Origin of the sequence: Paraburkholderia unamae, assembly GCF_003268775.1 — a bacterium.
Taxonomy (GTDB): Bacteria; Pseudomonadota; Gammaproteobacteria; order Burkholderiales; family Burkholderiaceae; genus Paraburkholderia; species Paraburkholderia unamae.
The window spans coordinates 190,322-212,940 of sequence record NZ_QLSU01000016.1 but is presented as its reverse complement, the minus strand read 5'-3'; the positions used below and the strand labels follow the sequence as shown (position 1 = coordinate 212,940).

The 22,619-nt window shown below is 66.3% G+C and carries 18 protein-coding genes and 1 pseudogene; 16 read left to right on the top strand and 3 right to left on the bottom strand.

Going from position 1 to position 22,619, the window contains the following annotated elements:
- Nucleotides 1-97: 97 nt before the first annotated feature.
- A pseudogene (locus C7401_RS25605) lies at nt 98-304 on the top strand (transposase); the annotation flags it as partial.
- Nucleotides 305-456: 152 nt separating this feature from the next.
- Here C7401_RS25605 and C7401_RS25600 read toward each other — a convergent pair.
- Complete coding sequence (locus C7401_RS25600; protein ID WP_112174221.1) at nt 457-2,520, bottom strand: NADPH-dependent 2,4-dienoyl-CoA reductase; 2,064 nt, start codon at nt 2,518-2,520, stop codon at nt 457-459.
- Nucleotides 2,521-2,704: 184 nt separating this feature from the next.
- Between C7401_RS25600 and C7401_RS25595 the strand changes: the two genes are divergently transcribed.
- Nucleotides 2,705-3,490 carry an SDR family oxidoreductase gene (locus C7401_RS25595; RefSeq protein WP_112174219.1) on the top strand — a complete coding sequence of 262 codons (786 nt, stop codon included), beginning with the start codon at nt 2,705-2,707 and terminating at the stop codon, nt 3,488-3,490.
- Between the two features lie 52 nt (nt 3,491-3,542).
- Here the strand turns inward: C7401_RS25595 and C7401_RS25590 are convergent, their stop codons facing one another.
- Nucleotides 3,543-4,328: an enoyl-CoA hydratase gene (locus tag C7401_RS25590; protein WP_112174217.1), complete on the bottom strand. Its 786-nt coding sequence runs from the start codon at nt 4,326-4,328 to the stop codon at nt 3,543-3,545.
- A 244-nt stretch (nt 4,329-4,572) separates the two neighbouring features.
- On the opposite strand from C7401_RS25590, the gene C7401_RS25585 reads away from it, so the two are divergent.
- The 14 genes from C7401_RS25585 to C7401_RS25520 all read left to right on the top strand — a co-directional run bounded on the left by C7401_RS25585 (nt 4,573) and on the right by C7401_RS25520 (nt 21,449).
- On the top strand, nt 4,573-5,352 hold the full coding sequence (locus C7401_RS25585; RefSeq protein WP_112174216.1) for an SDR family oxidoreductase: 780 nt from the start codon (nt 4,573-4,575) through the stop codon (nt 5,350-5,352).
- Between the two features lie 61 nt (nt 5,353-5,413).
- Nucleotides 5,414-6,382 (top strand): bifunctional MaoC family dehydratase N-terminal/OB-fold nucleic acid binding domain-containing protein, encoded by a 969-nt coding sequence (locus C7401_RS25580; protein ID WP_373864457.1) that lies wholly within the window; start codon nt 5,414-5,416, stop codon nt 6,380-6,382.
- Between the two features lie 10 nt (nt 6,383-6,392).
- Nucleotides 6,393-7,526, top strand: a complete 1,134-nt coding sequence (locus C7401_RS25575) for an acyl-CoA dehydrogenase family protein (RefSeq protein WP_112174214.1) — start codon at nt 6,393-6,395, stop codon at nt 7,524-7,526.
- The gene (locus tag C7401_RS25570) at nt 7,504-7,917 is read left to right on the top strand and encodes a MaoC family dehydratase (RefSeq protein WP_112174213.1); all 414 of its coding nucleotides are present in this window, start codon (nt 7,504-7,506) and stop codon (nt 7,915-7,917) included. Before C7401_RS25575 ends, C7401_RS25570 begins: the two co-directional genes overlap by 23 nt.
- 34 nt (nt 7,918-7,951) lie before the next feature.
- The gene (locus tag C7401_RS25565; RefSeq protein ID WP_112174212.1) at nt 7,952-9,130 is read left to right on the top strand and encodes a lipid-transfer protein; all 1,179 of its coding nucleotides are present in this window, start codon (nt 7,952-7,954) and stop codon (nt 9,128-9,130) included.
- A gap of 20 nt (nt 9,131-9,150) precedes the next feature.
- Nucleotides 9,151-10,320: an acyl-CoA dehydrogenase family protein gene (locus C7401_RS25560; RefSeq protein WP_112174211.1), complete on the top strand. Its 1,170-nt coding sequence runs from the start codon at nt 9,151-9,153 to the stop codon at nt 10,318-10,320.
- 29 nt (nt 10,321-10,349) lie between these two features.
- The gene (locus tag C7401_RS25555) at nt 10,350-12,197 is read left to right on the top strand and encodes a long-chain-acyl-CoA synthetase (RefSeq protein ID WP_112174210.1); all 1,848 of its coding nucleotides are present in this window, start codon (nt 10,350-10,352) and stop codon (nt 12,195-12,197) included.
- A 10-nt stretch (nt 12,198-12,207) separates the two neighbouring features.
- A complete protein-coding gene (locus C7401_RS25550; protein ID WP_112174209.1) occupies nt 12,208-13,356 on the top strand; it encodes an MBL fold metallo-hydrolase in 1,149 nt (382 codons plus the stop codon).
- Nucleotides 13,349-14,524, top strand: a complete 1,176-nt coding sequence (locus C7401_RS25545) for an acyl-CoA dehydrogenase family protein (RefSeq protein WP_112174208.1) — start codon at nt 13,349-13,351, stop codon at nt 14,522-14,524. The genes C7401_RS25550 and C7401_RS25545 overlap by 8 nt, the downstream gene beginning before the upstream one ends.
- 10 nt (nt 14,525-14,534) lie before the next feature.
- Nucleotides 14,535-15,683, top strand: a complete 1,149-nt coding sequence (locus C7401_RS25540) for an acyl-CoA dehydrogenase family protein (protein WP_112174207.1) — start codon at nt 14,535-14,537, stop codon at nt 15,681-15,683.
- 22 nt (nt 15,684-15,705) lie between these two features.
- Entirely contained in the window at nt 15,706-17,424 is a 1,719-nt protein-coding gene (locus C7401_RS25535) for a class I adenylate-forming enzyme family protein (protein WP_112174206.1), read from the top strand.
- 223 nt (nt 17,425-17,647) lie between these two features.
- Complete coding sequence (locus tag C7401_RS25530; protein ID WP_112174205.1) at nt 17,648-19,033, top strand: DUF1329 domain-containing protein; 1,386 nt, start codon at nt 17,648-17,650, stop codon at nt 19,031-19,033.
- Nucleotides 19,034-19,063: 30 nt separating this feature from the next.
- Nucleotides 19,064-20,665, top strand: a complete 1,602-nt coding sequence (locus C7401_RS25525) for a DUF1302 domain-containing protein (RefSeq protein WP_112174204.1) — start codon at nt 19,064-19,066, stop codon at nt 20,663-20,665.
- A gap of 82 nt (nt 20,666-20,747) precedes the next feature.
- Nucleotides 20,748-21,449: a nitroreductase gene (locus C7401_RS25520; protein WP_112174203.1), complete on the top strand. Its 702-nt coding sequence runs from the start codon at nt 20,748-20,750 to the stop codon at nt 21,447-21,449.
- Between the two features lie 118 nt (nt 21,450-21,567).
- Here the strand turns inward: C7401_RS25520 and C7401_RS25515 are convergent, their stop codons facing one another.
- On the bottom strand, nt 21,568-22,356 hold the full coding sequence (locus C7401_RS25515) for an SDR family NAD(P)-dependent oxidoreductase (RefSeq protein ID WP_112174202.1): 789 nt from the start codon (nt 22,354-22,356) through the stop codon (nt 21,568-21,570).
- Between the last annotated feature and the right edge of the window lie 263 nt (nt 22,357-22,619).

The window sequence follows — 22,619 nt, the reverse complement described above, 5'->3', positions numbered from 1 at the left end:
TGCCTGCGAAGCTACCGTGCGTTTCTTCTTCATCGGCATATCCATGATTTTTACCTCTCATGATATGCCTCGCCCACGAAATGACGGATAGGTCCCCAACGCCATTGAGAGTCTGAACATGCAGCTACGCAAGATCATCAAGACCCGGGGCCACTTCCCCACCGACGAGGCTGCCATCAAACTACTCTGGCTGGCGCTGCGCAATGTGCTGGCCAAGTCGGTACGGGCAACCTTCGACTGGAAATCCGCGATGAACCAGTTTGCCATCCTGTTTGGCGAGCGCTTTACGCTCGCCCGAGGTTAGGATCTGTTAAACCGCCTTGCACACAAAAATGCGGATAGGTTCCCGCACAGGGGCAACGCATCCAGACCGACACGAAAACAAGGAAACGCGAAAACCCCAAACCCCCAAAACCCAGCCTTCAACCCGAGCAAAAATCAGCCACTCCCCCAACCCTAATCAAACCCCAAAGCCACAACCGTCCCCTGCTCAATCGCGCGCTTGGCATCAATCTCAGCGGCCACATCGGCCCCACCAATCACCACAGGCTCGATCCCACAAGCCACGAGCGGCGCCACCAGATCGCGCCGCGACTCCTGCCCCGAGCAAAGCACGACATGATCGACCGCCAGCACACGCGCCTGGCCATCGACACGCAAATGGAGCCCGTCATCATCAACACGCACATACTCCACGCCCGAGAGCACATGCACGCCCCGCTGCTTGACGACGCTGCGCCTGATCCACCCCGTCGTGACGGCGAGCCCCGCACCGGCGGCGCCCGCCTTACGTTGCAGCAGCCAGACTTCACGCGCGGGCGTCCTGGCCTCGGGCTCGATCAAGCCACCACGCGCCGCACCGTCAGCATCCACACCCCACTGTGAAAAGTACTCCGAAACAGTATCGTCATGCGCAACAGAATGCGTGAGCAACTCGGCCACATCGAAGCCGATCCCCCCCGCACCGACAATCGCCACACGCCGACCCATGGCCTTCACGCCCGTGATCGCATCGGCATAGCTCACCACACTCGGATGATCGAGCCCGTCGAAGCTCGGCGCGCGCGGCACCACACCGGTTGCGAGCACAACATGATCGAAGCCCTTCAGATGACCCGCGCCCGCACGCCGCGCAAGCCTCACATTCACACCGGTCAACTCAAGCTGACGCCTGAAATACCGCAGCGTCTCACGAAATTCCTCTTTGCCCGGTATGCGGCAAGCGAGATTGAACTGTCCGCCAATGCGCGGCGCCGCTTCGAACAGCGTGACCGCGTAACCGCGCCGCGCCGCCGTCACGGCGCAGGCGAGTCCGGCCGGCCCCGCGCCCACCACGGCCACGCGCTTGTTGCGCGGGGCGGGCGCAAGCGGCAAATCACGCTCGTGGCCCGCGAACGGGTTGACGAGACAACTCACGCGCCGCCCGCTGAACGTGTGATCGAGGCAGGCCTGGTTGCAGGCGATGCAGGTGTTGATTTCATCGGCGCGCCCCACGGCGGCTTTCGCGACGAAATCGGGATCGGCAAGCAGGGGCCGCGCCATCGAAACGAGATCCGCGTCGCCGCGCGCGAGTATCGCTTCGGCAACGTCGGGCGTGTTGATGCGGTTGGCCGCGACCACGGGCACGCTCACGGCTTCGCGCACGCGCCGCGTGAAGCCCGCGAACGCCCCGCGCGGCACGCAGGTCGCGATGGTCGGCACGCGCGCCTCGTGCCAGCCAATGCCCGTGTTGATGAGCGTGACGCCCGCCGCTTCGAGCGCCTGCGCGAGCGCGATCACTTCTTCGCGCGTGCTGCCGTCCTCTACCAGATCGAGCATCGACAGGCGGAACATCACCATGAAGCGCGCGTCGCTCGCGCGGCGTATGCGGCGCACGATTTCGGTGGCGAAACGGATGCGCTTGTCGAACGTGCCGCCCCAGGCGTCGCTGCGGTGATTCGTGCGCGGCGCGATGAACTGGTTGATGAGGTAGCCCTCCGAGCCCATCACCTCGACCCCGTCGTAGCCCGCCTCGGCGGCAAGCATCGCGCAACGCACGTAGTCGCTGATGAGCGCGCCGATCTGCGCGCCGGTCAACGCGTGGGGCACGGCGCGGCCGATGGGCGAGCGGATCGCCGAAGGCGCGACGCCGCCGCCCGAATGATCGTAGCGGCCGATATGCAGCGCCTGCAACAGCACTTTCGCTCCGGCGTCGTGGATCGTGCGCGTGACGTGCCGGTGGCCTTCGAGGTCGGCGCTCGCGAGCGATTCGTCCGGGCCGCCCGCGCCGAGCGCCTGTGCGTTGACGCCCACGCCGCCCGTCACGATGAGTCCCACGCCGCCTTGCGCGCGCGCCGCGTAGAACGCGGCAAGTTGTTCGAAGCGATCGGGCAGCGTTTCGAGCCCCGTATGCATCGAGCCCATGATCACGCGGTTGCGCAGCGTGATGCCGCCGACATCGAGCGGCGCGAGCAGGTGCGGATACGGGCTTGCCGTTTGTTCGGATGGCGCACCGGGCGCAAGCGGATGCAAGATGGACATGGAGTGCGCAGCCTGACGGTTCGGCCCGTAGCGAGGATGGAGCGTACAGGGTAGAGGGCGCGTCGCGCGGGCGGCATCGTCCGTTTGAAGGTGGCCGCGCGCGCGGGCTGGGCGCACATTGCGTGCAGCACGATTCCCGGTTTCATTCCATTTCACCCAACTCAAACTGGCGGAGAACAACACCATGCCTGTAACGGCAATCAGCGGCGCGGCTTCCGGCATCGGCGCGGCAACGGCGGCCATGCTCGAAGCGGCGGGGCATCGCGTCATCGGCATCGATCTGCGCGCGAGCACGATCAGCGCCGATCTTTCCACGGCGGCCGGGCGCGCGCATGCCGTCGCCGCGACGCTCGACGCCTGCGGCGGCGCGCTGGACTCGCTCGTGCTGTGCGCCGGTCTCGGCTCCGACTTCACGCCCGCCACGAAAATCGCCAGCGTGAACTACTTCGGCGCGGTGGATCTGCTCGACGGTCTGTTGCCCGCGCTGAGCGCGCGCGCCGCGTCCGGCGGGCGTCCGGCGGCCGTGGTCGTGTCGTCGGTGGCGTCCACGCAGATCACGTGGGAGAAGAATCCGCTGGCCGCGGCCTTGTCCGCGCACGACGAGGAAGCGGTCGCGGCCACGCTCGCCGCGCTCGGCGATCGCGCCGGTCACGGGGCTTACGCGGGTTCGAAGAACGCGCTCACAGTGGCGGTGCGCCAGCGTGTCAAGCAATGGGCCGATGCCGGTGTGCGCCTCAATGCGGTGGCGCCTGGCGCGGTCGAGACGCCGCTGTTGCAGCGCGGCCTCGACGACCCGCGCTTCGGGCAACTGATCCGCGATTTCGTCGCGCCCATTCCGCGCCGCGCCGCGCCCGGTGAAATCGCGGGCCTGATCGGCTTTCTGCTCGGCGAGCAGGCGGCCTATATTCACGGCGCGCAACTCGTGATCGACGGCGGCATCGACGCGCTCGCGCGTCCCACGGCGTTTTGAGCCCATTCGCTCGGGTGCGCTCGGGCGGCTTGCGTGCCGCCCGAGCGCGTGTTTATCGGCCCTCGAACTTCGGCTTGCGCTTTTCCACGAACGCCTGCATGCCTTCCTTCTGGTCGCGTGTCGCGAACAGCAGTTGATTGGCCTTGCGCTCCAGCATCAACGCCGCTTCGAGCGATGCATCGACCCCGGCCAGCACGACTTCCTTGATCTGCATGGCGGCAAGCGGCGGCATGGCCGCGATCTGCCGCGCCATGGCAATCGCATCGCTCACTACTTGCGCGTCGGGCACCACGAGGCTCACGAGGCCCATGATCTGCGCGTCGCGCGCGCTCACGGGGCGGCCCGTGAGCAGCATGCGCATGGCGTTGAACTTGCCGACGGCGCGCACGAGGCGCTGCGTGCCGCCAATGCCCGGCATGATGCCGATGCGGATCTCGGGCTGCGCGAAGCTCGCGCCTTCACCCGCGATGATGATGTCGCAATGCATGGCCAGCTCCGACCCGCCACCGAACGCGTAGCCGCACACGGCCGCGATGATGGGCTTCGGGCAGCGCTCGATGGGCGCCCACACGCGCTCGGTGTGGCGGCGCAGGATGTCGATCGGGCCCGCATCCGAAAGGCTGCGGATATCGCCGCCGGCCGCGAATACCTCGTCGCCGCCGGTTAGCACGATGGCGCGCACGCGCTCGTCGGCGCTGAGCGCGGTGAAGGCTTCGGACAGCGCGGCCTGCAAGGAAAGGCTCAATGCGTTGGTGGCCTGCGGGCGATTGAGCCGCACGACGGCCACGCCCTCTTCGGGGTATTCGACGAGCAATTCCTGAGATTCGGTGTGGGACACGGTGTTAAGTCTCGCGATCGGTAGTCAGTCTCAGGCGATGCTCGCGCGCCGCCGCACGGCGCGCATCGTCCATTCAGACGCACTTCGGTGGCCTGTCCACGCGCCAGAAAAGCAGTCGTGCAGAGCGAGTCGGCCCATGGTGCGGACGCGAGTTCGGCCCGTCCAGGGCATCGTCCTTTTGGACGTATTTGCGCTGCGGCGATTGCCCTAAATTGGTCTGCAACACAGCAATGGGGCGTATCGCATGTCGCAATCTGCGCAGTTCAACCAACGTGTCGTGCTCGTCACGGGCGGCACCAAAGGCATCGGGCGAGGCATCGCCGAAGGGTTTCTCGCGGCCGGTGCGCGCGTGATCGTCTGCGCCCGCACGGCGCCGGAGCAGTTGCCCGCGTCGGGCGAAGCGCGAGCCGAGTTCGCCGCGTGCGACGTGCGCGACGCCGACGCGGTGCGCGAGCTGATCGCGCAGATCGCGGCGCGCCACGGCCGCCTCGACGTGCTCATCAACAACGCGGGCGGCAGCCCGCCCGCCGACGCCGCCACGGCCTCGCCGCGCTTTCACGAAGGCGTGCTGCGGCTGAACCTCATCGCGCCGCTGAACTTCGCGCAGGCCGCCAACGCGGTCATGCAGCAGCAGGAAAGCGGCGGCGTGATCGTGTTCATCGGCAGCATCAGCGCGCTGCGCCCGTCGCCCGGCACGGCCGCCTATGGCGCGGCCAAGGCGGCCGTGCTCAGCCTGGTTTCGTCGCTGGCGGTCGAGTGGGCGCCCAAGGTGCGCGTGGTGGCCGTGAGCCCCGGGCTCGTGCGCACCGAACAGGCCGAATTGCACTACGGCAACGAAGCGGGCATCGCGGCCGTGAGCAGCACGATTCCCGCCGGCCGTCTCGCGCTGCCCGCGGACATCGCGGCGGCGTGTCTTTACGCGGCCTCCGGCGAGGCGAGTTATCTGAGCGGCACGAATCTGCTTTTGCACGGCGGCGGCGAGCGTCCGGCGTTTCTCGCCGCCGCGCGGTCCGGCACATCCTGACGCGCACGCACGCGTCGGCACTATCAGAAGAAGGAGCGAGGCTTTGGCTGAACATGAATGGATGAACGAAGTGCGTGCGCTCGTCGGCAAGGAGTATGGCCGCGTGTACGCATGGGACCCGGTCAACGCGCCGATGATCCGCCAGTGGTGCGAGATCATGGAAGTGACCAACCCGGTCTATACCGACGAGGTGGCCGCAGCCGCTTCCGTGCACGGCGCGCTGGTGTCGCCGCCCACGATGTTGCAGCCCTGGTGCGAACCGGGCCTGTACATGAACAACTATCCGCCGGGCTCGACCGACGAGAACCCCTACGAGTCGCTCAAACTGATCGAGGCGCAGGGCTATGCGTCGGTCGTGGCCGTGAACTCGGAGCTGGAGTTCGACCGTTACGTGCGCATGGGCGAAAAGCTCTACTACACCACGCGCCTCGATTCGATCAGCGAAGAAAAAGTCACGGCGCTCGGCACCGGCTACTTCGTCACGCTCGTGATGACGTATTGCGCGCAGGCCGCAGGCAACGACGGCGCGGACGAGGAAGTCGGGCGCCTGCTGTTCCGCGTGTTCAAGTTCCGGCCGGCGAAGGTGCACACGAAAGAGGACACCGCTGCCGCTGAAAAGCCCAAAACACCGGCACGTCCGGCACCCGGCATGAGCGACGACACGCGCTTCTTCTGGGAAGGCGCGAAGGCGGGCAAGCTCCTGATCCAGCGCTGCAAGTCGTGCGGTTCGCTGCGTCATCCACCGGGGCCGGTGTGCCCGTCGTGCCATTCGTTCGAGTGGGACACGGTGACGGCTTCGGGGCGCGGCACGGTGTACTCGTTCGTGGTGATGCATTACCCCGAAGTGCCGCCGTTCGAGTACCCGAACCCCGTGGCGCTCGTCGAACTGGAAGAGGGCACGCGCCTCGTCGCGCAACTCGTGGGCGTGAAGCCCGAGGAGGTGACGATCGGGCAGGCCGTGCAGGTCGAGTTCAACACGTTCGAAGGCGATCTCGTGCTGCCGCAGTTCCGGCCGCTCGCGAGCGCTTGAGGAGAGGGCCATGGACTTCTCCTTGAGCGAAGACCAGCACGCGTTCGCGCAGACGGCGCAGACGCTCTTCGCCGACTATGGCGACGACGAGCAGTTGCGCGCGTTCGATCTGGGCGACGAGCCGTTCATGCGCGAGCTGTGGGCGCAATGCACGGCGATGGGACTCACGACGATGGTGGTGCCCGAAGAGGCGGGCGGCCTGGGCCTGGGCATCACCGAACTGACCGCGGTACTGGAGCAACAAGGGCGCGCGCTCGCACTCGTGCCGTTGTGGGAGCAACAACTCTCGCTTGCCGCGATTGCGCGCTTTGGCGACGCGCATGCGCATGAACAATGGCTGGCCGAAGCCGTGAGCGGCGAGAAGCTGGTCACGGTGTCGCTCGAAGGCAGCGTGTTCGGGCGGGCGTGCCTCGAAGCCGGCCGCGACGGCGACGCTTGGCGTTTGAACGGTCTCGCACCGGCCGTGCCGCTCGGCGCGCAGGCGAGCCGGGCCTTGCTGGTCGCGCAACGCGAAGGCGTGCGACGCCTCGTGCTCGTCGATCTCGCGGACGCGGCGATCTCCATCACGCCCGGCGTGAGCCAGCATCACCTCGCGGTCGCGGACCTGACGTTCGAGGGCGTGCGCGTGGACGAGAGCGCGTGGCTCGATGAAGCCGCGCTCGCCTGGTTCGAGCCGCGCGCCATTGCCTGCCTCGCGGCGCTTCAGTCGGGCGTGTGCGCCCGCCAACTCGAGCGCGCCGTGGACTACGTGGGCGAGCGTCGTCAGTTCGACCGCGTGATCGGCACGTTTCAACTGGTGGCGGGCCAGATGGCCGACGGCCACATCGCCGTGGAGGCGCTGCGCACCTCGCTCGCGCAACTCGTCTACCGGCTCGACGCCGGCCAGGGCGCGCTGCCGCAGGGCTGGGCCACGCGCTGGCTCGCCTGCGAAGCAGGGCATCGCGTGGGCCACATGGCGCAGCACGTGCACGGCGGCATCGGCGTGGACATCACCTTCCCGATTCATCGCTTCCTCTACTGGAGCCGCGTGCTTGGCCTCGCGCTCGGCGGAGCGGAACACAACCTTGCGAAGCTGGGCGACTGGCTCGCGAATCACGACACACTGGGCTGGAAATACGACCATGCAGAAGACCAGACGGTTTGACGATGTACAGCCGGGCGAGGCGCTGCCGGCTCTCGCCATTCCCATCACCGTGCCGCTCGTCGCGGGCGGCGCGATCGCGACGCGCGACTACTTTCCCGGCCACCACGATCTCGATGCGGCGCGCGCGCTCGGCTCGCCCCACATCTTCATGAACATCCTCACGACCAACGGCATCGTGCAGCGTTACGTGGAGGACTGGGCGGGCATGGAAGCGGCTTTCCGCTCCGTGAAGATCAAGCTCGGCGTGCCGAACTATCCCGGCGACACGATGACCTTCAGCGGCGAAGTGACGGACAAGCGCGCCGACGACCGCACCGTGGAAGTCACGCTCAAGGGCCGCAATTCGATGGGCAATCACGTGACCGGCACGGTGCGCGTGCAGTTGCCTTAATGCAGGTTAAACGGCTCAGCAAGGATAACTAACCATGAGCAGCTCAATCCTGCCAGGCCGCGCGGCGATCGCGGGTCTTGGCGCCACCGAATTCTCGAAGCAGTCCGGGCGCACGGAGCTGCGCCTCGCGATGGAAGCGACGCTCGCGGCGCTCGACGACGCGGGCATCGACCCGGCCGAAGTCGACGGTTTCTGTTCCTATTCGGTCGACAAGGTGCCCGAGTACGAAGTCGCGCGCCTGCTCGGCGCCCGCGAGGTGAAGTTCTTCTCGCAGATTCCGCACGGCGGCGGCGCGGCCTGCGCACCCGTCATGCACGCGGCCATGGCCGTGGCCTCGGGCGTCGCGAAGACGGTCGTGGTCTATCGCGCCATGAACGAACGCTCGTGGTATCGCTTCGGCTCGGGCAGCTACGGCTTTGGCGAGACGCCGTTCTTCGAGAACGTGAACTACGGCTGGTACATGCCGCACGGCTTTCACACGCCGGCGGCGTGGGTCGGCATGTTCGCGCGCCGCTACATGCACACCTACGGCGCGACGAGCGAGGACTTCGGCCGCATTTCCGTGGCCGCGCGCGACTTCGCGGCGACCAATCCGAATGCGTTCTTCTACGGCAAACCGATCACGCTCGAAGACCATCAGCGCTCGCGCTGGATCTGCGAACCGCTGCGCCTGCTCGACTGCTGCCAGGAATCGGACGGCGCTGTCGCGATGGTCATCACCTCGGCCGATCGCGCGCGGGACCTGAAGCAAAAGCCCGTGATCATCAAGGGCGCGGCGCAGGGCATCAGCGAAGGCCAGCAGATCATGACGTCGTTCTATCGCGACGACATCACGGGGCTGCCGGAAATGGGGCTCGTCGCGCGCCAGCTCTGGGAACAGAGCAAGCTTGCGCCGAGCGACATCCAGACCGCGGTGATCTACGACCACTTCACGCCGTTCGTGCTGCCGCAGCTCGAAGAATTCGGTTTCGTCAAACGCGGCGAGGCGAAGGACTTCATTCGCGCGGGCCACCATCAGCGCGGCGGGCGCTTGCCGCTCAATACGCACGGCGGTCAGCTCGGCGAAGCCTATATCCACGGCATGAACGGCATTGCGGAAGGCGTGCGCCAGGTGCGCGGGAGCGCCGTGAACCAGGTCGAGGGCGTGCATAACGTGCTCGTGACAGCGGGAACCGGCGTGCCCACGAGCGCGCTGATTCTCGGCGACGCCTGAAGCGTCAAGGGAGCCTTTCCATGTTCGTCGACCTGAGCCCGGAACAGCACGCGTTGCGCATCAAGGTGCGCGACTATTTCAACGACCTGATGACGCCCGAGTTGCGCCTGCGCTTGCGCGGCGCGGAAGGCGGCGATGAATTTCGCCGCGTGATCCGCAAGATGGGCAGCGACGGCTGGCTTGCCGTTGGCTGGCCCAAGGAGTACGGCGGTCAGGGATATAGCGCGACCGAGCAGTTGATCTTCTTCGAGGAGGCCAACATTGCCGGTGCGCCGTTGCCGTTCGTCACGATCAGCACGGTGGGCCCCGCGCTGATGGCCTACGGCACGCCCGCGCAGAAAGCGCGCTTTTTGCCCGGCATCGCCGCGGGCGAGATCATCTTCGCAATCGGCTATTCGGAGCCCGACGCGGGCTCCGACCTCGCCACGCTCAAAACGCGCGCGACGCAGGACGGCGAGCGCTTCATCGTCAACGGCAACAAGCTTTGGACCTCCGGGGCGGAAGCGGCCGACTTCATCTGGCTCGCGGCGCGCACCGGCGCGCAGGAAGCGCGGCACAAAGGGGTTTCGCTGCTGATCGTCGATACGACGTCGCCGGGCTTTTCGCATACGGTCATCAAGACCGTGTCGAACCCGACGGCCGCGACCTACTACGACAACGTCGAAGTGCCGGCGGACATGCTGGTGGGCCAACTCAACGGCGGCTGGCAGTTGATGACCGCGCAGCTCAATCACGAGCGGCTCGGTCTCGGCACGTGGTCGGACAAGGTGGCGGGCACGTTCGCCCGTGTGCTGCGCTGGGCCCGCGCGCGCGACGAGCGCGGTTTTCGCGCGCTCGACCTGCCGTGGGTGCAGCGCACGCTCGCGCAGTGCTATGCGCGGCTCGAAGCGATGCGGCTCATCAACCTGCGCATCGCGGCCGAACTCGAAGCGGGGCGGCTCGACGTGGCGCTCGCTTCGACCACCAAGGTGTACGGCAGCGAAAGCGCCATCGAAGTCATGCGCGGCCTGTGCGAGGTCGTGGGCGGCAGCGCGCTCGTGCGCGCGGGTTCGTCGGCGGCGCTGCTCCTTGGCGAGCTGGAGTATGAAGCGCGCGCCGCGACGCTGCTCACCTTCGGCGGCGGCACCAACGAGTTGCAGCGCGAACTGATCGCGCAGTTCGGCTTGCGCATGCCGCGCACGGCGCGCTGACACCATCGGAACAGAGGGGACATCAAAACATGAGTTCAAGCGTAACCGGGAGCGCGCCGCGCGATGCACGTGATGCTCGCGGACCGTGGCCGACCCGCGAGGAGACCCAGGCGAAGCTCAACCGCCGCAACGCGGCCGCGGCGCGCCATCGCGCGTCGCAAACGTACTGCACGGCCGAGCGCATCGAAGAAAGCGCCGAGCGCCATGCCGGGCGTGCGTGCCTCATTTATGGCGAGGAGCGCTACACCTACGCCCAGGCGAACGCGCTCATCAACCGCGTGGCGCATGCGCTGCACGAAGAAGGCGTGAAGCGCGGCGACGTGGTCGCGCTGGCCGTGGAGAACCGGCCCGAGTTCTTTTTCCTGTGGCTCGGCCTCTCGAAGCTCGGCGCAACGGTGGCGTTTCTCAATACGAACGTGAGCGGCGCGCCGCTCGCGCACGCGCTCGAATCGACCGGCGCGCGCCACGTGCTGATCGGCGAGGAGTGCCTCGCCAGTTTCGCGTCGATCGAACCCGTTGCGGGTTCCGTGTGGTGGGTCGTGCCGGACCCGGGCATGGTCGCCGTAGCTCCTGCCGCCGACGTGCGCGCGAAGCGTCTCGACATTCACGCGCCCGGCCTCGCGGAGCACAATCCGCCCGCCTCGTGGCGCGCGGGCACGGTGGGCGAAACGCCGGCCGTCTACATCTTCACGTCGGGCACCACGGGCTTGCCGAAGGCGGCCGTGCTGAGCCACGCGCGCTGGCTCATTACCGGCGACGTGATGCAGGTCACCATGGATGTGACGCCCGACGACGTGTTCTACTGCTTCCTGCCGCTCTATCACGGCGCGGCCTCGCTTTCGGCGGGCGCGACCGCGTGGGCCGCGGGCGCGAGCATCGTGTTGCGCCGCAAGTTCAGCAAGCGCGAGTTCTGGCAGGACGTGCGGCGTCATCGCGTGACCATTTGCCAGTACGTCGGCGAGATTTGCCGCTATCTGCTCACCGAACCGCCGCGCGAGAACGATCGCGACCACACGTTGCGCACGCTCGTGGGCGCGGGCCTGTCGCTGGAAGTGTGGGACGCGTTCGTGAAGCGTTACGGCGAACTCGACATCTACGAGGGATGGGGGTCGACGGAAGCCAACACGAACACCATCAATCTCGACAATCGCATCGGTTCGTGCGGCCGCGTGCCGTTCTGGGAAATGACGAACCTGCGCGTGGCCCGCTACGACGTGGAGAACGACGCGCACGTGCGCGGACCGGACGGCTTTCTCGTGCAGTGCGCGCCCGGCGAAGTGGGCGAGGCGATCGGCATGATCATCGACATGCCCGACGTAATGGGCGGCCGCTTCGAAGGCTACACCTCGCGCGAGGCCACCGAGCGCAAGATCCTGCGCAACGTGTTCGCCCAGGGCGACAGCTGGTGGTCCTCGGGCGACCTGCTGCGCTTCGACGAAGAAGGCTATTGCTACTTCGTGGACCGCATCGGCGACACGTATCGCTGGAAAAGCGAGAACATCTCGACGATGGAAGTCGCGGACAGCCTGGGCGACTATCCGGGCCTGGAGACGATCGCGGTATATGGCGTGCAGGTGCCGGGTTTCGAGGGCCGCGCGGGCATGGCGGCGATCGTGATGCAGCCCGGCCGCGCATTCGACGCCGAGGCGTTCTACCGGCTCACGTGCGAGCGCGTGCCGCGCTACGCGGCGCCTCTCTTCATCCGCATTGCTTCGGTGCCGGACCTCACGACCACGTTCAAGCTGCGCAAGGTGGATCTGCAACGCGAAGGCTACGACGCAGGGCAGATCGCCGATCCGCTCTACGTGCGTGACGAAAAGGCGGCCCGCTACGTGCCGCTCACGCCCGAGGCGGTGGCCCGGGCGCTCGGAACTTGAGGAGGGAGCGATGGAAGAGGCCGCTGCACGCAGCACGTCGGGACTGACCCATAACGGCCGCGCGGCCGCGCAGCTCGAGTATCCGTTCGAGCCGCCGGCGAGCGATGGCAGCCGCGTGGAAATCGCGCCGGGCATTGCGTGGATCCGCATGCCCATGCCGATTCCGCTCGACCATATCAACGTCTATCTGCTGCGCGACGACGACGGCTGGATCGTGGTCGACACGGGGCTGCATACCGACGCGGCCAAGGCGATCTGGGAGCGCGTGGCGGCGGAGCAACTCGAAGGCCTGCCGATCAAGGCCGTGCTGTGCACGCATTTCCACTACGATCATGCGGGCCTCGCGGGCTGGCTCGTCGAACGCTTCGACGTGCCGCTCTACATGACGTTCGGCGAGTACTACATGATGCGCATGACGTATCAGCCGCTGCCGCAGCAGCCGGGCCCCGCCCAGGCGCGCTTTCTCCAGCGCGCGGGCGTGCCGGTCGAAACGGGCCACGCAATGCACGAAGCGCTGCTGCGCGACCCGTTCATGCCGAAGGAAGTACCCGCGTTCACGCGCCTGCACGACGGCCAGGTACTGCACATCGGCGCGCGGCGCTGGCGCGTGGTGGTCGGCTCGGGCCACTCGCCCGAGCACGCGTGCCTCTACTGCGAGGACGAGGCTATACTCATTTCCGGCGACCAGTTGCTGCCCGGCATCAGCTCGAACGTGCAGGTCACGCCCGCCGAGCCCGAAGCCGACCCGCTGCAAAACTGGTTCGACTCGCTCGACCGGCTCGCCACGCTCGCGCCGCAGACGCTCGTGCTGCCTTCGCATCAGCGCGTGTTTCGCGGCGTGCATGCGCGGGTTCAATCGCTGCGCGACCATCACGACGGGCAACTGGAGCAGCTCACCGCGTTCATCGCACGGCAGCCGGGCTGCACGACGCTCGAAGCGATGGAAGCGCTGTTCAGGAACCTGCGCAGCGCGATTGACCGCTTTCTGGCGCTCGGAGAAACGATCGCGCATTTGTCGTGGCTGCGTTTTAACGGGCGCGTGACGCGTCGGCTCGACGCCGAGGGCGTCTACCGCTTCGATCTGGCCGACGCGGCCGATGTGGCCAGGAGCGGCGGCGCGGTGGAGCAAACAAAAAACATGGGGACACGTTGTGGCTGACCTGGAACAGTTTCGCGCCGAAACCCGGCGCTGGCTCGAAGAGCATTGTCCGCCGTCGATGCGCAAGCCGATCACGGCGGACGAAATGGTATGGGCGGGCACGCAGATCGCGTTCGCGACCGAAGATCAACGCGTGTGGTTCGAGTGCATGCGCGAGCGCGGCTGGTTCGCGCCGGGCTGGCCCGCCGAGTATGGCGGCGGCGGCCTCGACCGCGCGTGCGCCCGCATTGTCGATGAAGAGATGTCGCGGCTCGGCTGCCGCCAGCCGCAATACAACCTCGGCCTGTGGATGCTCGGGCCCGTGCTGCTCGAATACGGCACCGAAGCGCAAAAGCGCGAACACCTCGTGCCGATCACGCAGGGCTCGCAGCGCTGGTGCCAGGGCTTCAGCGAGCCGAATGCGGGGTCCGACCTCGCGAGCCTGAAGACCTCCGCGCGCCAGCAGGGCGACGAGCTCGTCATCAACGGCTCGAAAATCTGGACCTCGTATGGCGACAAGGGCGACTGGATGTACGCGCTCGTGCGCACCGACTTCGAGGCCGTGAAGCAGGAGGGCATCACGTTCGTGCTCATCGACATGCGCGCGAAGGGCGTGACGGTCAAGCCGATCGAACTCATTAGCGGCAAGTCGAGCTTCTGCGAAGTGTTTTTCGACGACGTGCGCGTGCCGCTCGCGAATGTCGTGGGCGGTCTGAACAAGGGCTGGAGCGTGGCGAAATCGCTGCTCAAGCACGAGCGCGCGGCCATGTCGAAGTTCACCGAAGGCGGCGCGCCTTCGCACGACGCGCTCGAAGTCGCGCGGCTATACCTTGCCGATGCGGGTGAAGCGCCCGTCTGGCGCGACCGTCTCGCAGCACTCCTGATGGATTCGCATGCGTTTTCGCTCACGCACCAGCGCGTGGCGGAGCAGGCCATTGCGCGCGAGGACGTGAGCGGCCCTTCGTCGATCATGAAGCTCGTGCAGACCGAGCAGGAAAGCGCGAAGTACGAACTGCTCATGCAACTGATGGGCCACCGGGGCCTTGGCTGGGAAGGCGACGCGTTCAGCGGGCTGGAGCGCGAGATCAGCCATTCGTGGACGCTCTCGAAAACCTACACGATTTCGGGCGGGTCGAGCGAGATCCAGTTGAACATCATCGCGAGGCGCGTCCTCGGCCTGCCGGCGTGAGAGAGAAACCATGAGCCTGTTGCTGAACGAAGAACAACGTCTGTTGCGCGATACCGCGCGGGAATTTCTGGGCGCGCGCTCGCCCGTGAGCGTGCTGCGCCAGTTGCGCGACACGCACGATGCGCAAGGCTACGTGCCTTCGCTGTGGCGCGAAGTGGTTGACATGGGCTGGACCGCCGCTGTCTTTCCGGAGGCGTATGGCGGCCTCGAATTCGGCTATAAGGGCCTTGGCGCGCTGTTCGAGCAAACGGGCCGCACGCTCGCGGCCTTGCCGCTCATGTCCACGGTCGTGCTGGGCGGCGGCCTGCTTGCCGAAGCGGGCAGCGCGGCGCAACGCGATACCTGGCTGCCGCGCGTGATTCGCGGCGAGACGCTTCTGGCGCTGGCGCTGGAGGAGCGGCCGCGTCACGATCCGGCCACCGTGGCGCTGGCCGCGCGCGAGGAAAACGGCGCGTGGCGGCTGGACGGCGAGAAATGGTTCGTGCTCGACGGCCATGTCGCGGCGCAGTTCATCGTCGCCGCGCGCACCTCGGGCGCACCGGGCGATCGTCATGGCGTGAGCCTCTTCCTCGTCGATGCGGCCAGCGCGGGCGTAACGATCGAACGTACCGTGATGATCGACAGCCGCAATGCGGCGCGTGTGCGCTTTGACGCGGTGCGCTGCGGCGCGGATGCGCTGATCGGCGCGGTGGGCGAGGGCTTCGCCCCGCTCGACGCCGTGCTCGACCGGGCCCGCATTGTCGCGGCGGCCGAATTGCTCGGCGTGATCCGCGAAGCCTTTGACCGCACCGTGGCCTACCTCAAGGAGCGCGTGCAGTTCGGCGTGCCGATCGGCTCGTTCCAGGCGCTGCAACATCGCGCCGCGCGCCTCTACGTGGAGATCGAGTTGCTCGATAGCTGCGTGGCGGCGGCGCTCACGGCGCTCGACCGTCCCACGGCCACGCGCGAGGACATCGCCTTGCTGGCGAGCCTCGCTAAAGCGCGCGCGTCGGACGTGGGCGAGCGCGCGCTCAACGAAGCCGTGCAGATGCACGGCGGCATTGGCGTGACCGACGAGCTCGACCTGGGCTTCTTCTTCAAGCGCGCGCGGACCCTTCAGCAGTCGTTCGGCGACGGCGCGTTCCATCGCAGCCGTTACGCCGCGCTCAAGGGCTTCTAGTCCGCCACACTCCAATATCGCTATGGATGACATTGCTGACGTGCTGGCGCGATGCCAGCAGGAAATGACGGCGCCGGGCGCGCCGTTCGAACTCGACGAAGCACGCCTCGACGGGCGCACGGTGAAGGTGTATCGCCACGCGCCGCGCACACTGCCCGAATTCCTCGACGCGGGCCGCGCGCACGGCGAGCGCGAGTTCATGGTGTACGAGGGCGAGCGCTGGTCGTTCACGCGCTTCTACGCGGCCGTGGATGCATTCGCTGCCGTGCTCGCCGCGCAGTTCGGCGTGCGCGCGGGCACGCGCGTGGCGATCGCCATGCGCAACCGGCCCGAGTGGGCCGTGGCGTTTGCGGCCGTGGCGAGCCTGGGCGCGGTGCCTGCACCCGTCAACAGCTTCGGCATGCGCGAAGAACTGCTCGACGCGCTTCAACAGATCGAGCCGCGCGTGCTGGTGTGCGACCTCGACCGCTTCAAGCGCCTGGAGGGCGAGCCGGGCGTGCCCGGCTGCGAGATCGTGCTGGCCGATGCCGAGCCGATGCCGCACAGCGGCGTGCATTCGATGAAGGCGCTGCTCGCGGCAGCCCCCGGCAAAGCGGCGCAGCCGCGCGCGGCCGGTGTGTCGCCCGACGTGGGCCCCGACGACCCCGCGCTGCTGCTGTTCACGTCGGGCGCGACGAGCCGCGCCAAGGGCGTGCTGTCGACGCAGCGCGCCGTGTGCCAGGCGCTGTTCAATCTCGACTATATCGGCGCGGTGGCCGCGAAAAGCTCGCCGGCGATGATCGGCGCGATGATCCAGCGCGGTTTCGCGCCGACCACGCTGATGGCCGTGCCGCTCTTTCACGTGAGCGGGCTGCATGCGCAATTGCTCGCTTCGCTGCGCCACGGGCGGCGTCTCGTGCTGATGCATCGCTGGGACCCGGTGCGCGCGCTCGACCTGATCCGCGAGGAGCGCGTAACGCAGTTCAACGGTGCGCCCTCCATGCTCATGCAACTGCTCGAGGAACCCGGCATCGCCGACCCCGAAGTGATGCGCAGCCTGAGCGGTTTCGGCGCGGGCGGCGCGGGTTTGCCCCAGCGCACCATCGAGCGCTTGACGAGCTTCTCGGACCGGCTGGCGGGCGTGGGCTTCGGCATGACGGAAACGAACGGCGTGGGCGCGGGTGCTTCGGGCGAGGCCTTCCGGCTCAACCCGCGATGCTCGGGCGTCGTGTCGCCGATCATTGAGGTACGCATCGTCAGCGCGCAGGGTGAGACGTGCGCGAGCGGCGATGCCGGCGAAATCTGGCTGCGCGGCGTTTCGCTCATGTCGCAATACTGGCGCAATCCGGGGGCCACGGCGGAAGCGCTCACGCCCGATGGATGGCTGCGCACCGGCGACGTGGGCTATGTCGACACACATGGGCAACTCTACGTGGTCGACCGCATCAAGGACGTCATCAACCGCAACGGCGAGAAGATCGCGGCGGCGGAGGTGGAGTCGTGCCTGATGCAGCACCCGGAGGTGCGCGAGGCTGCGGTGTTCGGCGTACCCGACGAAAAGGCGGGGGAGGCCGTGGCGGCCGTGGTCGTGACGCAGGAGGGCAGCGCGTTGAGTGCCGAGGCGATAGGCGAGCACGTGCGCGCGCATCTGGCCGCGTACAAGGCGCCCTCGTACGTGTACCTGCGCAGCGAAGCGTTGCCGCGCAACCCGGCCGGGAAATTACTCAAGGGAGAACTAAAAGAAAGCTATCGCGCGAGCTAGCGCAATGCCGTAATTGCGCCTTATCGACGCCACTCACGCCGCCCTTCACGGGCGGTTTTTTTTTGTCGTATGAAGCCGCGTTGAAAACGGTTTCATCCCTGTTTTCAAGGCCTGTTTTTCACGCTGGGGTCCGTGCCTAGTCTCAATAGACGATGGAGCATTTCCCTCGTCGTCCAAGAATGCGAACACCTGTTTGGATAGTTCACCGTTACTGGAGACGACGATGAAGAGAGTGATGTGGTGGGTCCCGCTTGCAGCGACGGCGTTGCTGATGACATCGGTTCACATATCGGCAAAGGTGTCGCCCGAAGAGGCGGACCGGCTCGGCAAGGATCTGACCTGCGTGGGCGCGGAGAAGGCCGGCAACAAGGACGGCACGATCCCGCCGTTCAGCGGCAAGTGGCTCGGCACGCCGCCGGGCCTGAGCTACAAGCCGAATGTGGGCGAGCATATCGTCGACCCGTATCCCGACGACAAGCCGATCTTCACGATTACCGCGCAAAACATGGCGCAGTACGCGGACCATCTGACCGACGGCCAGAAGGCGATGTTCGCGAAGTATCCCAAGACGTATCGCATGCCCGTGTATCAGGGGCGGCGCGACTTCCGCTATAGCGACGCGGTGTGCGCGGCGGCGAAGAAGAACGCGCTCACGGGGCAACTCGTGAACAACGGCATGGGCGTGGCGGACTGGGTCTATGGCGCGGTGCCGTTCCCCATTCCGAAGAACGGCTCCGAAGCGCTGATGAACGAAACGTTCCCCACGCGCGCATGGACCGAATCGAACCTGCACGACATCGCGGTCGTGAATCCGTCGGGTGGCATCACGTGGGGCCGCCAGAACAACATCAACCTCGCGCCGATCAACAATCCGGCGCTGTTCGGTCAGCCGGTGGAAGGCAACGTGCAGGCCTACAGCATGGCGCTCACGCTGCTGCCCACGCGTGAGTACGGCAACGGTTCGGTGTCCCAGGAGCCGATCGACTTCTCGAAGGGCAAGCGCCTTGCGTGGAGCTACGACCCGGGTACGCGGCGCGTGCGCCAGCTTCCCGAGTTCGGTTTCGATCAGCCGATCGGCGGCACCTCCGGGCTGCTGATGATCGACGAAGACCGCCTTTATAACGGCTCGCCGGAACGCTTCGACTTCAAGCTGATCGGCAAGCGCGAGATCTTCATCCCCGCCAACACGTACAAGCTGCACGCCGGCGATGTGAAGTACGCGGACCTCATCAAGCCGGGCCACGCCAATCCCGACTACATGCGCTACGAGCTGCGCCGCGTGTGGGTGGTCGAAGCGGATCTGAAGCCCGGTTATCGCCATATCTACAAGAAACGCATGCTCTACCTCGACGAGGACACGTGGCATGCCGTGATCGCCGACAACTACGACGCCCGTGGCGAGCTGTGGAAGCACGCTGAGCAGGACTACTACTACGCCTACGACATGGACGCGTGGGAAGCGGGCAACGCCTTCTACTACGACCTGAATTCGGGCGGCTACGTGGCCTACAACCTGTTCCAGGAAGCGAAGAAGGGGCCGGTTCTGAACAAGGGCGACCTGCGCACCGCCGACTTCACGCCTGAAGCGCTACGTTCAGTCGGCAACTGATCACGACAATAACAAGGAGGAGACACGGCAATGGGGATGAAACTGACCGCGATTGCGGCGGCCACGGCGGCGCTCGCGCTAAGCGCGCCCGCCGAGGCCGGGATGATGCAGTTCGATAACGGCTGGAACATCGATTACGGCCTCACGACGACCTACACGCTCGGCATGCGCGTGAAGTCGCCGGACCCGGTGCTGGCGGGCCCCGGCAATTCCGGCGGCAACGACGGCGACGCCAGCTTCAACGCGGGCCAGTTGACCGCCAACCGTCTCGCACTGCTGCTCGAAACCAAGATCCATAAGGATAACTATGGTTTCGTGGTGTCCGCGAGCACGTTCTACGACACGGTCTATCACACGCCGAACGACAACCCGGGGCCCGTCAACCACACCGGGCCCGTCAACCAGTTCACGAGCGCGGCCGAGTACTACCACGGCGGCTACTCGCGACTGCTCGACGCGTACGGCTATACGACCTTCGACATCGGTTCGGCGCGCGCCACGGTGCGCGTGGGCCAGCAGGTGGTGAGCTGGGGCGAGGCGATCTTCTTCCCCGGCATCTCGCTCGCCCAGGGCCCCGCGGACGGCACGTTGCAGGGCATTCCGGGCACGGAGACGAAGGACATCCTGCTGCCCGAGCCTCAGCTTTCGACCTCGATCGACATCTCGCCGCGCTGGTCGCTGCTCGGCCAGTTGCAGTTCGACTGGCATCCGAACATCGCGCCCGCGCCGGGCTCTTTCTTGAGCACGTCCGATTCGGCGGGCCCCGGTGCCTACTGTCTGCAACCGGTCGTCAACGGCAAGTGTACGTTCGGGGCGCGGCAGGACGACATCCGGCCCAGCAACTTCGGGCAGTTCGGCCTGGGCGCGCGTTTTCGCGCGACGGATGAAACGGAACTCGGTCTCTACTACCTGTACTACAAGGACCGCAATCCGCTGCCCGTCATCAACTCGTTCGCGCCTGGCGGCACGTACAGCCTGCGCTATTTCGACGACATCAGCCTGATTGGCGCGTCGTTCAGCACGACCCTCGGCAGCAAGGTGACCGTGGCGGGCGAAGTGTCGCAGAAGTTCGGCGCGCCGGTGCTCGTGAATACCGTGGTGAACCCGGCCACGGGCGCGACGATCCCCACGCCCACGCGTGCGAACATCACCCAGGTCAACCTGAATGCTTTCGCCAACCTGGGCCGTACGTTCGTAGCGCCGCAAACCGTGCTGATCGGCGAAGTCTCGTGGGTTGGCATCAGCGGCGTCACGGCGACCAAGGCGCCGGGCGTGGATTCGCTCGGCGCGGCCGCCGCGTATTTCCCGGCGAGCGACCAGCTGAGCTTCACGCATACCGCGCTGGCGATTTCGGGCACGATCGATCTGACCTGGCCGGGCGTCTTCACGGACTGGGACCTCGAAATGCCGATCAGCTACTCGCAGCAGATCATGGGCCGCACGATCACGGGCGGGGTGGGCGGGCAGGGCGACAAGCGCTATAGCATCAGCGCGAACTTCACCTTCCGCAGCAACTTCCAGGTTGGCCTGAACTATCTGGGCTATCTCGGCTCGGCGAACACGTCGCTCCAGTACGCGCGACTGCTCACGGACCGCGACCAGGTTTCGCTCGTGATGAAGTACAAGTTCTAACGAGCGGTGTGTCGTGGCAGGCGGGCGCGCAACGCGCCCGCAGTGAAGTCGCAGTGAAGTGATTCACCATGAGGATAGATCGATGAGCACACGCGCCGACTGCGCGAGCACGGATGCCTTGACCTTCGAAGCACTGCTGCACGCGCGTCACAGTTGCCGGGCTTTTCTACCCGATCCCGTGCCCGCCGCTACCATCGAGCGAGCATTCGCGCTCGCGCAGCGCACGCCGTCCTGGTGCAATGCGCAGCCGTGGAAGGCGATTGTCACGAGCGGCGCGGCGACCGATGCTTTTCGCGAGGCACTGACCGCGCATATCGCGCAGGGCGCGCCGGAGCCCGATATCGCCTTTCCGCGCGAGTACCGTGGCGAATATCTCCAGCGGCGTCGCGCATGCGGCTTGCAACTCTATGAAGCCGTTGGCATCGGTCAGGGCGATCGGGCGGGGTCGGCGCGCCAGGCGCTGGAAAATTTCCGCTTCTTCGGTGCGCCGCATGTCGCCATCGTCACGGCCGATGCGGCGCTGGGAACCTATGGCGCGATCGATTGCGGCGGGTTCGTCACCACGTTTTTGCTCGCGGCGGCTTCTCTGGGGCTGGCGGGTGTCGCGCAGGCCGCGCTCGCCACGTATTCGTCGTTTCTTCACGCGTACTTCGAGATTCCCGATGATCGCGTTGTCGTGTGCGGCATTTCGTTCGGCTACGAGGACACAGCGCATCCGGCGAACGGATTTCGAACCGGGCGTGCGCCGCTGGGCGACGTTATCGAGTGGCGTGACGGCTCATAGCCGGTCTTTGCGGGTGATGTGAGGTGATTGGCCGGCGAACCGTCAAGGCGACGGCGCCGGCCTTTTTTATTGCGCCGCGCACCGCCGTGTGGCCAGTGCGCGATTCAACCGCTAGATATCAGTCGCCATCGGGGCGCCACGCGACGCCGTTGATGTGCGATCCGCCATCGGCGTGAATCGTCATGCCGATGACGTGCGCGGCGTCGTCGCTGGAGAGGAACAGCGCCACACCGGCAATATCCTGTTCCGGATCGCCCATGCGCCGGTCGGGAATCTGGTGGATGATGGCCGCGGCGGACTCGGGCCACGCGCCCTCGAATCGTTCGAACGCAGCGGTTTTGGCGCCCGGACAAATCACGTTGCAGCAAATGCCGTAGCGCGCCCACTCGACCGCCGCGGTGCGCGTGAGCGCACGCATCGCTTCCTTGCCGACGTTATAGGGCGTCGTATGCATATGCGCGTTGACGCCGTTGAGCGAGCCCATGTTGACGATGCGCCCCCAGCCCTTCTCGCGCATGTACGGATAGGCCGCATGCATGGCCCAGTAGGTCGACCAGAAGTTCAGGTTCAAGCCCTGAACCATTTCTTCTTCGGTGGTCTGTTCGAGCGGTTTCAGGCCGGTGCCGCCGCCCGCGTTGTTGATGAGGATATCGACCGCGCCAAAGCGATCGGCGGTCGCCGCGACCATGCTCTGGACCTGCGCCTTGACGGTGACATCCGTCGCCGTGAATGCCGCCTGCACGCCAAACTCTTTGTGCAGGTCATGCGCCACCTGCTCGCCGACCTCCGCGTTCAACTCGGCGATCATGATCGTCGCCCCTTCTTTCGCAAAGCGACGCGCAATGCCTCGCCCGATACCTCCGCCCGCGCCGGTCACGATTGCTACACGTCCTTCCAAACGGCCCATGTGCGTCTCCTTGTGAATGCGTACCAGTCTGGTGCCATCGGGGGGAATCGCATCGGCCAAAGAGACTAGCGAGGTTGGCGGTTGGGTGGGCGGACAGACTCGCACTGGTCTGTGCTGTCCCGGACGAAGGGGACGCGAACCTCCGTCCGGTATGTTCCCGGAATGTACGATAAATCATGCGTTATCGTTTTATAAATCGATTAAACGATCATTCGCTCAATGATTTCCGGTTCGCGTGCCATACTGCATGATCGTTTAATCAA